Origin of the sequence: Serratia sp. BNK-23 (assembly GCF_047456145.1) — a bacterium.
Lineage (GTDB): Bacteria > Pseudomonadota > Gammaproteobacteria > Enterobacterales > Enterobacteriaceae > Serratia > Serratia nematodiphila.
In genome coordinates this window covers 536,719-548,583 of the sequence record NZ_CP179900.1, presented here as the reverse complement: position 1 = coordinate 548,583, position 11,865 = coordinate 536,719, and the positions used below count along the sequence as shown (strand labels likewise).

10 protein-coding genes and 1 riboswitch are annotated in these 11,865 nt (G+C 61.6%); of the genes, 4 read left to right on the top strand and 6 right to left on the bottom strand.

Going from position 1 to position 11,865, the window contains the following annotated elements:
* Positions 1–42 precede the first annotated feature (42 nt).
* Positions 43–203: riboswitch (FMN riboswitch) on the bottom strand.
* 145 nt (positions 204–348) lie between these two features.
* Positions 349–624, top strand: a complete 276-nt coding sequence (gene ubiK / locus ACMGF9_RS02645; RefSeq protein ID WP_004937216.1) for a ubiquinone biosynthesis accessory factor UbiK — start codon at positions 349–351, stop codon at positions 622–624.
* A 51-nt stretch (positions 625–675) separates the two neighbouring features.
* Here ubiK and hldE read toward each other — a convergent pair whose 3' ends face one another.
* The 3 genes from hldE to ACMGF9_RS02630 form a co-directional block, all read right to left on the bottom strand.
* The gene (hldE, locus tag ACMGF9_RS02640) at positions 676–2,106 is read right to left on the bottom strand and encodes a bifunctional D-glycero-beta-D-manno-heptose-7-phosphate kinase/D-glycero-beta-D-manno-heptose 1-phosphate adenylyltransferase HldE (protein WP_004937214.1); all 1,431 of its coding nucleotides are present in this window, start codon (positions 2,104–2,106) and stop codon (positions 676–678) included.
* A 77-nt stretch (positions 2,107–2,183) separates the two neighbouring features.
* Entirely contained in the window at positions 2,184–5,021 is a 2,838-nt protein-coding gene (gene glnE, locus ACMGF9_RS02635) for a bifunctional [glutamate--ammonia ligase]-adenylyl-L-tyrosine phosphorylase/[glutamate--ammonia-ligase] adenylyltransferase (protein WP_031300231.1), read from the bottom strand.
* A gap of 45 nt (positions 5,022–5,066) precedes the next feature.
* A complete protein-coding gene (locus ACMGF9_RS02630; RefSeq protein ID WP_021505075.1) occupies positions 5,067–6,374 on the bottom strand; it encodes an inorganic triphosphatase in 1,308 nt (435 codons plus the stop codon).
* A gap of 278 nt (positions 6,375–6,652) precedes the next feature.
* Between ACMGF9_RS02630 and ACMGF9_RS02625 the strand changes: the two genes are divergently transcribed.
* Both ACMGF9_RS02625 and ACMGF9_RS02620 read left to right on the top strand, forming a co-directional pair.
* Complete coding sequence (locus ACMGF9_RS02625; protein WP_004937209.1) at positions 6,653–7,273, top strand: TIGR04211 family SH3 domain-containing protein; 621 nt, start codon at positions 6,653–6,655, stop codon at positions 7,271–7,273.
* Positions 7,274–7,395: 122 nt separating this feature from the next.
* The gene (locus ACMGF9_RS02620; RefSeq protein ID WP_004937206.1) at positions 7,396–8,640 is read left to right on the top strand and encodes a multifunctional CCA addition/repair protein; all 1,245 of its coding nucleotides are present in this window, start codon (positions 7,396–7,398) and stop codon (positions 8,638–8,640) included.
* A 39-nt stretch (positions 8,641–8,679) separates the two neighbouring features.
* Here ACMGF9_RS02620 and bacA read toward each other — a convergent pair whose 3' ends face one another.
* Positions 8,680–9,504 carry an undecaprenyl-diphosphate phosphatase gene (bacA, locus tag ACMGF9_RS02615; protein ID WP_015379094.1) on the bottom strand — a complete coding sequence of 275 codons (825 nt, stop codon included), beginning with the start codon at positions 9,502–9,504 and terminating at the stop codon, positions 8,680–8,682.
* A 133-nt stretch (positions 9,505–9,637) separates the two neighbouring features.
* Positions 9,638–9,997, bottom strand: a complete 360-nt coding sequence (gene folB, locus ACMGF9_RS02610) for a bifunctional dihydroneopterin aldolase/7,8-dihydroneopterin epimerase (RefSeq protein ID WP_015379095.1) — start codon at positions 9,995–9,997, stop codon at positions 9,638–9,640.
* Between the two features lie 107 nt (positions 9,998–10,104).
* Between folB and plsY the strand changes: the two genes are divergently transcribed.
* Positions 10,105–10,743, top strand: coding sequence for a glycerol-3-phosphate 1-O-acyltransferase PlsY (gene plsY / locus ACMGF9_RS02605; protein WP_004937201.1), 639 nt, complete (start codon positions 10,105–10,107; stop codon positions 10,741–10,743).
* A gap of 30 nt (positions 10,744–10,773) precedes the next feature.
* Here plsY and tsaD read toward each other — a convergent pair whose 3' ends face one another.
* Positions 10,774–11,787 carry a tRNA (adenosine(37)-N6)-threonylcarbamoyltransferase complex transferase subunit TsaD gene (tsaD, locus tag ACMGF9_RS02600; RefSeq protein WP_015379097.1) on the bottom strand — a complete coding sequence of 338 codons (1,014 nt, stop codon included), beginning with the start codon at positions 11,785–11,787 and terminating at the stop codon, positions 10,774–10,776.
* Between the last annotated feature and the right edge of the window lie 78 nt (positions 11,788–11,865).

Genomic DNA, 11,865 nt, shown 5'->3' with positions numbered 1-11,865 from the left:
AGCTAAAAAAATAACGCAAGCGGGCGCATGCCCGGCAGATACCGTTACTCTCTCCCATCCGGACTATAACCGTCGGCCCCGGAATTACACCGGATCTGCTGACCTCTAACCGGCCTTTACAGGCTGGCTGAGCGCTCGCGGGCTTTCACCGTAGAAGGTGATTTACCGCCGGTGGGGACTTTCACCCCGCCCTGAGAATAAGCAAGATGACTATAACGCTAATGGGTAGACAGGGCAATTGGCAAAAGCACAATTCGGCCACGTGCGGCGAATGCGCTTAATGGTTTATCCGGCGGGCAACTCGCATTACACTAAGCGGCAGCTATTAAACTCTGAAAGGGATACGCCATGATTGACCCGAAAAAAATCGAACAAATCGCACGCCAGGTTCATGAGTCCATGCCTAAAGGCGTTCGTGAATTCGGGGAAGACGTTGAGAAAAAAATCCGTCAGGTGCTGCAGTCGCAGCTGACCCGTCTGGATTTGGTTAACCGCGAAGAGTTCGACGTGCAGACTCAGGTGCTGTTGCGCACCCGCGAGAAGCTGGCGCTGTTGGAGCAGCGCATGGCCGAGCTGGAAAGCAAGCTGAGCGCGGCGCCGGCCGCCAAGCAGGAAGACGAATAATTCCCGCCAAGGGCGCGCACCGCGCGCCCTTGATCTTTAGGTTGCCCGGCGTTAGCCGCGCCCGTCTTTGATCGCTTTGATGATGTTGGTGGTCGACAGGCCGTCTTCAAAGTTCAGCACTTTGACATCGCCGCCGTTGGCCCACACTTCCGCACTGCCGGCAATCTCTTCCGGCTTGTAATCGCCGCCTTTCACCAGCAGATCCGGCAAGATGTCGGCGATCAAGCGCTGCGGCGTGTCCTCCTCGAACGGCACCACCCAATCCACCGCTTCCAGCGCGCCCAGCACGATCATGCGGTTCTCCAGCGCGTTGACCGGGCGTTTCTCCCCTTTCAGACGCTTGGTCGAGGCGTCGCTATTCACCGCCACGATCAGGCGATCGCCCAGCTTACGGGCGTTGGCCAGATAGGAGACGTGGCCGGCATGCAGAATGTCGAAGATGCCGTTGGTCATCACCACTTTCTCGCCGCGCTGACGCGCCTGCGCCACGGCGTTTTTCAACTGTGCTTCGGTCATCACGCCAAAGCCGGTTTCGGCGCGGCCGCGCACCGCGTTTTCCAGCTCGATCGGCGACACGGTAGACGTACCGAGCTTGCCCACCACCACGCCGGCGGCGGCATTGGCCAGGAAACAGGACTCTTCCAGCGAGTTGCCGGCGGCCAGCGAGGCGGCCAATACGCCGATCACGGTGTCGCCGGCGCCGGTCACATCGAACACTTCCTGTGCCTGGGTCGGCAAGTGCAGTGGCTCAACGCCAGGCTGCAGCAGCGTCATGCCGTGTTCGGAGCGGGTAACCAGCAGCGCCGACAGCTCGAAATCCGCTACCAGCTTCATGCCGCGTTCCACCAGTTCCGCTTCATCCTTACAGTGGCCCACCACCGCTTCGAACTCGGACAGGTTCGGCGTCAGCAGCGTCGCGCCGCGATAGCGCTCGAAATCGGATCCTTTCGGATCGATCAGCACCGGCACCTTGGCGGCGCGCGCCAGTTGGATCATGCCCTGCACCTGGCTGAGCGCCCCCTTGGCGTAATCGGACAGCACCAGCGCGCCGATCTGCGGCAGCGCCTGCTGAATGCGCTCCAGCATCGGCTGCGGATCAACGTTGGAGAAGCCTTCTTCGAAGTCGAGACGGATCAGCTGCTGGTTGCGCGACAGCACGCGCAGCTTGGTGATGGTCGGATGGGTCGGCACCGAGACGAAGTCGCAGCGCACGTTGACTTCATTCAGCTTGGCGCTCAGCGCCCGCGCCGCATCGTCGATGCCGGTCAGGCCCACCAGACGGGAAGTGGCGCCCAGCGAAGCGATGTTCATCGCCACGTTAGCCGCGCCGCCGGGACGCTCTTCGATGGTATCGACCTTGACCACCGGCACCGGGGCTTCCGGTGAAATGCGGCTGGTCGGCCCATACCAATAGCGATCCAACATGACGTCACCGACCACCAGCACACCGGCGCGGCGAAAATCAGGCAGCGTAACTTTCATCCGATAACTCCAAAAAAGAACAAAATTTTAGTGGCGCAGATATTACCACAGACCGCCGGAATACCCGCAAAAAGGTATTAATCCAGCCATTTGGCCCAGCTGGCGCGCACCTGCTCGCGCTCGGCGGCAAACAGCTCGCTGCCGACCTTGCCGGAATGTTCCTGCAGCGCCAGGTGGTGGATCTCGTCGCGCATGGTGACATAGGCCTGGGTCAGCGCACGCGCCTCCTCTTCCGGCATGATGTCGTAATTGGCCATCAGCTCGAAGATACGCACGTTGTCCGACCAACGCGTTAGCCGCGGTTCACCCGGCGCATAGCGTAAGACCAGATATTGGGCGATAAATTCGATGTCGGTAATGCCGCCCTCATCGGTTTTGATATCAAACAGATCGCGCTGCTTGTTGCCGAGATGGTTGCGCATCTTTTCGCGCATCTCGCGCACTTCACGCTTCAGCACCTGCGCATCGCGCGTTTTGCACAGGATCTCGCGCCGGATCGCGTCGAACTGCTGATGCAGCGCCGGATCGCCGTGCACGATGCGCGCGCGCACCAGGGCCTGATGCTCCCAGGTCCAGGCTTCGTTTTGCTGGTAGTCGGCGAATGCCTCGACGGTGCTGACCAACATCCCCGCGGCGCCGGAAGGCCGCAGGCGCGCGTCCACCTCATACAGAATGCCGGAGGAGGTGCGGGTGCTGAACAGATGCATCACCCGCTGCGCCAGCCGCAGGTAGAACTGGCGGCCGTCGATGCAGCGATCGCCGTCGGTCATCACCTCCGGCGGGCAATCCAACAGGAATACCAGATCGAGATCGGAACTGTACCCCAGCTCCCAGCCGCCCAGTTTGCCGTAGCCGATTACCGCAAAGCCGCGCCCCTCCCGCTCCTGCAAATGGGTGGGCTGGCCGTAGCGCGCCACCATGTCGCTCCAGGCCTGTTGCACCACCGCGTCGATGATCGCCTCAGCCAGATAAGTCAGGTGATCGCTCACTTTCATCACCGGCAGCGCCCCGGCGATATCCGCCGCGGCGATGCGCAGCTGCTGCGCCTGTTTGAACTGGCGTAGCGCCTCCAGCTTTTGCTCTTCATCGTCTTCCGGCACCCGCAGCAGGTACTGACGCAGCTCGCTGCGGTAGGCGTCCAGCGCCACCGGCTGATACAGCGTGGCCGGATCCAGCAGCTCGTCCAGCAACAGCGGGTAACGCGACAGCTGGTTGGCGACCATCGGCGACGCGGCGCACAGGCGGATCAGATGGCTGAGCGCCGCGTGATACTCCACCAGCAGCTCGAGGTAGGTGGTGCGGGTGACGATGCTGAGCAGCAGCTGCGCCAGCCGCACCAGCGCGATCGGGGCGTCCTGGCGCGGGCATACCTCCGCCAGCAGGCGCGGCATCAGCTGATCGAGCACGTCGCGGCCGCGCGGGCCGATAGTGCGCTTGTCGACGTCGTGGCGGAAATCGGCGATGGTGCGCAGCATCTGTCGGCGCCCCTCTTCATCGAGGTGCGGCGTCAGCGGCGCCAGCTCGTTCTCCTCCAGCGCGTCCTGCCACAGGCTGTGGTAGTGCTGGTAGTCGGGATCTTCGCCGACATCCGGGCTATCGTCGCCGATCAGGTCGTCGAACACCGCGCGCACCGCCTGCATGTGCGCGTCCAGCGCCGCCATCAGCGCCGGCCAATCCGCCAACCCCATGCCGTAGGCCAACCGAGCCTGATCGAGCGCCTCCTGCGGCAGCGTCTGTGTTTGCTGATCGCCAATCGCCTGCAGCAGGTTCTCCAGCCGCCGCAGGAACAGGTAGGCGGCGCTCAGCGCCCGCACCTGCTCGCTTTCCAGCAGCCCCAGCTCGCCCACCGCCTGCAGCGTCGGCAGCAGTGAACGCCCCTGCAACGCCGGTTCACGGCCGCCGCGGATCAGTTGGAATACCTGGGTGATGAATTCGATTTCGCGAATGCCGCCGGCGCCCAGCTTGATGTTGTCCTTCAGGCCGCGCCGCCGCACTTCACGGGCGATCATGCCCTTCATGTTGCGCAGAGACTGAATGACGCTGAAATCGATGTAGCGGCGGAACACGAACGGCCGCAGCGTTTTGCGCAGCTCCTGGCTGTAGGCGTCTTCCGCCCCGCCCATCAGGCGCGCCTTCACCATCGCATAGCGCTCCCAGTCGCGCCCCTGTTCCTGGTAGTAATCCTCCAGCGCCGCAAAGCTCATCACCAACGGGCCGCTGTCGCCGAACGGCCGCAGCCGCATGTCCACGCGATAGACGAAGCCATCGATGGTCTGTTGATCCAACGCCTTGATCAGCCGTTGGCCGAGGCGGGTGAAGAACTGAGCATTGTCCAGCTCGCGTCGCCCGCCCTGGGTTTGACCATTTTCCGGGTAAGCGAAGATCAGATCGATGTCCGATGAGAAGTTCAGTTCGCCGCCGCCCAGCTTACCCATGCCGAGGATCAACAGCGGCTGCGGCTCGCTGGCGGCGTTGCACGGCGTGCCCCATTCGCGGCAGCAGGTTTGATACAGCCAGTCGCGCGCGCTGACGATCAGCGTCTCCGCCAGCCCGCTCAGCTGCAGCAACGTTTCTTCGGTCGAACACAGCCCCTGCGCCTGCGCCCAGGCGATGCGCACCAGCGTTTCGCGGCGAAACAGACGCAGCGTACGCATCAGCTGCGCTTCGTCGCGCACATCTTCCAGCTCGTCCTGGAGCCAGGCGGCATAGTGTTGCCACTCGCCGGGTGCCGGCGGCTGTTCGCGCAGCGTCGCCAGCCAGGCCGGCTGGGCTAGCAGCGCGTCGCTGACGAAATCGCTCGACGCCAGCACCCACTGCTCCTGCTCGCTAAAGGCGCAGTCCGCGCCGTGAACTTCCTGAAAACGCTGCACAACCTGCTGTGCCTGAGCCTGTAACGCGGCTGAAAGTGGCGACATAGTGTATGACCCGTTCTGCGGCCCGCGGCTGGCGGGCCGGCTGGATTAACGAAGCGCGCCGTTTAACCAGAATGGCGCATGCGATAAGGCCTGTTTGCGGCTGGCTTCATACCAGCCCTGGCGGCGCTCGCTCAGCGCCGCCTGCAGCTCACGCCAGGCGTCGATATAAGGCCCGGTCTGCTCGTCGGGGTAAGCGCCCGACAGCAGGACCAGCGCCGAAATCTGACGCGTCAGGCGCGGCAATTGTTCCTGATATTCATCTTCGTTCAGCGTACGGCTGAAGGCCTCTTTCAGCTCCGCGCCGCTGCGCCCCAGCATGATGTCGCTGAAGCGTTTGAAAGAACCGTCCAGCTTGGCCTGCGCTTTGGCGTCGATAAACGGCCGCCAGGCGCCGCGCACCAGCCATGATGTGAGCGCCAACTTACATTGCAGGTAGACCGCGCTGTAACACAGGATCTCCGGTTGCGCGGTTTTGTCCGCCAACAGCGGTTCGAGCTCGGTCAGGCGGGCGCGCAGATCGGCACTGGCCTTGCGCGGCACCAGGCCGCCGAAGATCACCAGCGCCTGGCGGATCGTGCCAACCGCCTCAATCACCGAAGCGCGCGCCTGCGCGTCGCCGCGCAGCCACAGCTCTTCATGGTACTGCCAGTGGTTGAGCGCCAGCTCGAAGGCGGCGATCATCCCCTGCTCCACGGTCGCCTTCGCCGCCGGCTTCAGCACCCGCAGCGGGCGCACCTCACGCGGCGGATTGCCCTGCGCCAGGTGGTAACCGCGCGCCGCCTTGCTCAGGCTGCCCTGACGCAGCCCGTCGTGCGCCGCCAGCTCACCGGCCAACGCCAGCAGATCGGCGGTATTGCCTTTCAGCAGCTCCAGTTCTATCTCGCTCAGGGCTTCGCTGAGGCCACCAGCACGCACTTCTCCCTGATCCAGGCCAATCTCTATCTCGCTTTGGCCGTAAGTAACCACCCACTTCTCACGCACGAAATCCGTACGGAACAGCGGTTGCAACGCCTGCTGCAGCGCCGCGATATCGCAATCCTGCGGCCAGATGTCGGCAGGAAACTGCGCCAACGCCAGCTGCGGCTCGGCGATAGCGACATTGTATTCCGGGCGCTGGTGCAGGCCGCCCACCACTTTACCGGCGGTTTTGATGGTCATCTCATAGCGATCGTCGAAACCGCGAATGCGCAGCCCCATGTCGTGACTGCGCAGGAAGTTGTCGGCCGTTTCGAAGTAAATGTTGGTCAGCTTTTGCGGCGCGGAATGCTGATGCGGCCAGGCGGCGAGCCAGTGTGGCAGAGCGGCCACCGCTTGCGGCGCGGCGATGAATTTCAGTTCAATTTCAACGGTCATAATTCTTTAACACCAATAAGTTACGCATTCGCGTCGGTTTCAGCGCGGCGCGCTCGGCCCGCCGTATGCTGCCCACTGACGCACAGTTGCCGTTATCTTACCGCGATTCCCGGCGCCTTAACCCTGCTAACTGTAGAAAAAACCTGTTACGTTATAAAACGCTGCGCAACTCACAGAATCAGCCACAGTAAGATAGTTCTCATTCCGGTTTTGGCGTTGCGTCGTCAGACTGAACCCTCTACTATCGTTCCATAAATTCACCCAGAAACGATGAACTAATGCAGAAATTACGCCTGATTTTCCTTGCCGCGCTGAGCTTCAGCATCACTTGGGCCGCACATGCCGAAGATAAACGCTATATCTCCGATGAGTTAAGCACTTACGTCCATAGCGGCCCAGGTAATCAGTACCGTATTGTCGGCACTCTGAACGCCGGTGAAGAAGTGACCCTGCTGAGCGTCAACGACAGCACCAACTACGGCCAGATCCGCGATCCGAAAGGCCGCACCACCTGGATCCCGCTCGACCAACTCAGCCAGACGCCAAGCCTGCGCACCCGCGTGCCGGAGCTGGAACAGCAGGTGAAAACCCTGACCGACAAGCTCGCCAACATCGACAACACCTGGAACCAGCGCACGGCGGAAATGCAGGAAAAAGTCGCAGGCAGCGACAGCACCATCAGCAGCCTGCAGAAGGAAAACCAGGATCTGAAAAACCAGCTGGTGGTCGCGCAGAAGAAGGTCAACGCCGTTAACCTGCAGCTCGACGACAAGCAGCGCACCATTATCCTGCAATGGTTCATGTACGGCGGCGGCGTCGCCGGCGTCGGTTTGCTGCTGGGTCTGCTGTTGCCGCACCTGATCCCGCGTCGCAAGAACAACAATCGCTGGATGAACTGATCTCAGTATCGTTCAGTTTGAGTTTGGGCGCCTGCGGGCGCCTTTTTCATTGGCGCCGACATCCCGCGGCCAATTCATGTAATCTGATAGACAGAGCCTTACACGATATTCAGGAGTCAACAGTGCAGATTTATCTGGTCGGCGGCGCCGTTCGCGACAGCCTGCTCAACATTCCGGTGGTCGATCATGATTGGGTGGTGGTGGGCGCCACGCCGGCGGAGCTGCTGGCGTTGGGCTACCAGCAGGTCGGCAAAGATTTTCCGGTGTTCCTCAATCCCGATACCCACGAGGAGTACGCGCTGGCGCGCACCGAGCGCAAATCCGGCCAGGGGTACACCGGTTTTACCTGCTATGCCGCGCCGGACGTCACGCTGGAAGAAGATCTGCTGCGGCGCGATCTGACCCTCAACGCCATCGCCCGTTCCGCCGAAGGGGAACTGATTGACCCCTACGGCGGCGTGGCCGATCTGCAGGCGCGCGTGCTGCGCCACGTTTCCGACGCGTTCGGCGAAGATCCGCTGCGCGTGCTGCGCGTGGCGCGATTCAATGCTCGCTTCGCCCATCTGGGTTTTCGCATCGCCGACGAAACGCTGGCCTTGATGCGCCGGATGGCGCACAGCGGTGAACTGGCCGCGCTGACCGCCGAACGCGTCTGGAAGGAAACCGAAAAGGCGCTGCAAAGCCAGAGCCCGCAGGTCTATTTTCAGGTGCTGCGCGACTGCGATGCGCTGGCGGTGCTGTTCCCGGAAATCGACGCGCTGTTCGGCGTGCCGGCCCCCGCCAAATGGCATCCGGAGATCGACACCGGCGTACATACGCTGATGGCGCTGGCGATGGCCGCCCGCCTCACTCCCGAGGTGGACGTGCGCTTCGCCACCCTGTGTCATGACCTCGGCAAAGGATTGACGCCAAAAGAGTTCTGGCCGCATCACCACGGCCACGGCCCGGCGGGCGTGCGGCTGGTCGAAGCGCTATGTCAACGGCTGCGGGTGCCCAATCCGGTGCGCGATCTGAGCAAGCTGGTGGCCGAGTACCATGATTTGATCCACACCGTGAACAAGCTGCGGCCGGAGACCCTGCTGAAGCTGTTCGACGCCATCGACGTCTGGCGCAAGCCCCAAAGGCTGGAGCAGATGATCCTGACCAGCGAAGCGGACGCGCGCGGCCGCACCGGCTTTGAGGAGAATCCTTATCCTCAGGGCGACTATCTGCGCCAGGCGTATCAGGTGGCGAACGCGGTATCTATTAAAGAGGTGGTAGCCAGCGGGCTGCAGGGCACCGCGATCCGCGATGAGCTCAAACGCCGTCGCCAGCAGGCGCTGGCCGACTGGAAACTCAACCAAACCATCCTCAACGATCAGGCATAAAAAAACCCCGCAGAGCGGGGTTTTTTCTTGCCATCGGGCTTACAGGAATACCATGTAAACCACGGCCGCCACGATAAAGCGGTAGATGGCAAACGGCACGAACGAGATGCGTTTGATCAGCGACAGGAAGGTCTTGATCGCAATCAGCGCCACCACGAAGGCAGTAACGAAACCGACGGCGAACATCGGCAGATCACCCCAGGTCAGGAAGTGCAGGCTCTTGTACAGATCCAGACCGCTGGCGCCAATCATCATCGGCACCGCCAGGATGAAGGAGAACTCGGACGCCGCATAGCGGTTTACGCCCACCAGCATACCGCCGGCGATAGTGGACCCCGAACGGGAGAAACCCGGCCACAGCGCCAGGCACTGGAAGCAGCCGATCATGAACGCCTGGCGGTAGGTGATGTCATCCAGCCCTTCCGCTCTCGGTGTCTTCGGCTTCAGCCATTCCGCCGCCAGCAACAGCAGGCCGCCGACGACCAACGCGTACATCACGTTTTTCGGCGCGAACAGCGATTTAATCACATCGTGGAATACCAGACCCAGCACCACCGCCGGGATCATCGCCAGCAGGATATGCCCCAGCTTCAGTTGGCCGCTGGTTTTGCCCTCGTGCTCCACCGGCTTGCCGCCGAAATGGATGCCGATCAGGCCGAACAACCGGCGCCAGAACATCACCACCACGGCCAGGATAGACCCCAGTTGGATGATGACTTCAAAGGTTTTGGCTTTGTCGCCGGTAAAACCCAGCCACTCGCCAACGATAATCATATGCCCGGTGGAAGACACCGGCAGAAATTCGGTTAACCCTTCGACAACCCCAAGAACAAACGCAATAAACAGTGAATGCATGTCAGCCATGTGCTTCGCTCACCCCATAAAATAACGGCCATCACATAAAAAAGCGGCAGTGCTTAAAAGACAATGCCGCTAAAACAATTCTCAGGATTAAGACCAGATTAACGGTCTTTCGTTGCAAGCAGATGACATAAAATCATGCGGGACGAGTGCCGCGCTCAATGATCACGCCGACCCGATTGGCATGTGCTACAGCGCCCGGTTTGCTGACCTTAATACGGACCCACGGGGAATTGAAGCGCTGAAGCAAAATTTCGGATATTTCCTCCGCCACGCGCTCCACCAGCGCGAACCGGTTCGATTCAACATGCTGGATCACGGCGTCGCTGACATCGGCATAGCTCAGACAGTCATTTACATCGTCGCTGGCGGCGGCCGGCCGGTTATCCCAGCCCATTTCGATATCGAACACCAGCTTCTGACGAATGCCCTGTTCCCACTCATAAACGCCAATGGTGGTAATTACGGTAAGCTCTTCAATAAATACGATATCCATCACGTCATTCTCTGTTTTTGGCCTTGCCGGATACCACTTCCAGCGGAATGTGCGTATTATCCATAGATGTTGCGAGTAAAACGACCATTATTAAACGGAACCGCGTTATGAGTGCTACCGCGCTTGGCATGATTATCTTCGCGTATCTGTGCGGCTCGATTTCCAGCGCGATCCTGGTTTGCCGGATCGCCAGGCTGCCGGATCCGCGTGAACATGGCTCAGGAAACCCCGGGGCGACCAACGTCCTGCGCATCGGCGGCCGGCTGGCGGCGGCGGCGGTGCTGGTGTTCGATATTCTGAAAGGGATGCTGCCGGTCTGGCTGGCCTACAAACTCGATGTGCCGCCGCTGTATCTGGGCCTGACGGCGATCGCCGCCTGTCTGGGGCACATCTATCCGGTGTTCTTCCACTTCCGCGGCGGTAAAGGCGTGGCGACGGCGTTTGGCGCCATCGCGCCTATCGGCTGGGATCTGACCGGCCTGATGACCGGCACCTGGCTGTTGACGGTGCTGCTCAGCGGCTACTCTTCGCTCGGCGCCATCGTCAGCGCGTTGATCGCCCCGTTCTACGTCTGGTGGTTCAAACCGCAGTTCACCTTCCCGGTAGCGATGCTCTCCTGCCTGATCCTGATGCGGCATCACGACAATATTCAGCGCCTGTGGCGCGGCCAGGAAGGCAAGATCTGGGGCAAGTTCCGCAAGAAGAAAAACGACGCGGATAACGGCGACCAGCCGAGAGAGGAATAACAGAAGGGCCGGATAATCCGGCCCTTTGCTTTATACCGCAGGCAGTTCCGCCAGCGGCCAGCGCGGCCGCACCGAAACGCTCAGCGCCGGGTTGGCGCCGCTCTTCAGGCGCACCATGCCGGCATAGGCGATCATCGCGCCGTTGTCGGTGCAAAATTCAGGGCGGGCATAGAACACCTCCCCGCCGCGTTTCTGCATCATCTCCGCCAGTTTGGCGCGCAGCGTGCGGTTGGCGCTCACGCCGCCGGCCATCACCAGGCGTTTGAAGCCGGTCTGCTCCAGCGCGCGTTTGCATTTGATCGCCAGCGTATCCACCACCGCATCCTCGAAGGCGCGGGCGATGTCGGCACGCGTCTGATCGTCGTTGCCGTTGGAGCGAATGGTGTTGGCGGCAAAGGTTTTCAGCCCGGAGAAACTGAAGTCCAGCCCCGGACGATCGGTCATCGGCCGCGGGAAGGTGAAGCGCCCCGCCGTGCCCTGCTGCGCCATCTTCGACAGCATCGGCCCGCCGGGATAATCCAGGCCGAGCAGCTTGGCGGTTTTGTCGAACGCTTCGCCGGCGGCATCGTCGATCGACTCGCCCAGCAGTTCATACTCACCGATGCCGGTGACGCTGATCAGTTGAGTGTGGCCGCCGGAGACCAGCAGCGCGACGAACGGGAACGCGGGCGGGTTGTCTTCCAGCATCGGCGCCAGCAGGTGGCCTTCCATATGGTGCACCGGCACTGCCGGCACGTTCCAGGCGAACGCCAGCGCGCGCCCCACGGTTGCGCCGACCAGCAGCGCCCCCACCAGGCCCGGCCCGGCGGTATAAGCCACGCCGTCAATATCGGCCGGGGTCAGGTTGGCCTCTTTCAGCGCCGCCTGAATCAGCGGCACGGTTTTGCGCACGTGATCGCGGGAGGCCAGTTCCGGCACCACGCCGCCGTAGTCGGCGTGCAGCTTCACCTGGCTGTATAATTGGTTGGCCAACAAACCGGTTTGATCGTCATACACTGCAATTCCGGTTTCATCGCAGGACGTTTCTATACCCAGTACTCGCATTACATTTCCCATCATTCACGTGCGGCCGCCAGTCTACCACATTCCGCCGCATTTACCGCCGGTGCGGCGCATCTTGTC

Bases quoted from the DNA above. Each gene is read 5' to 3' on its own strand.
- ubiK (WP_004937216.1), top strand. From the start codon at position 349: ATGATTGACCCGAAAAAAATCGAACAAATCGCACGCCAGGTTCATGAG.
- hldE (WP_004937214.1), bottom strand. From the start codon at position 2,106: ATGAAAGTTACGCTGCCTGATTTTCGCCGCGCCGGTGTGCTGGTGGTC.
- glnE (WP_031300231.1), bottom strand. From the start codon at position 5,021: ATGTCGCCACTTTCAGCCGCGTTACAGGCTCAGGCACAGCAGGTTGTG.
- ACMGF9_RS02630 (WP_021505075.1), bottom strand. From the start codon at position 6,374: ATGACCGTTGAAATTGAACTGAAATTCATCGCCGCGCCGCAAGCGGTG.
- ACMGF9_RS02625 (WP_004937209.1), top strand. From the start codon at position 6,653: ATGCAGAAATTACGCCTGATTTTCCTTGCCGCGCTGAGCTTCAGCATC.
- bacA (WP_015379094.1), bottom strand. From the start codon at position 9,504: ATGGCTGACATGCATTCACTGTTTATTGCGTTTGTTCTTGGGGTTGTC.
- folB (WP_015379095.1), bottom strand. From the start codon at position 9,997: ATGGATATCGTATTTATTGAAGAGCTTACCGTAATTACCACCATTGGC.
- plsY (WP_004937201.1), top strand. From the start codon at position 10,105: ATGAGTGCTACCGCGCTTGGCATGATTATCTTCGCGTATCTGTGCGGC.
- tsaD (WP_015379097.1), bottom strand. From the start codon at position 11,787: ATGCGAGTACTGGGTATAGAAACGTCCTGCGATGAAACCGGAATTGCA.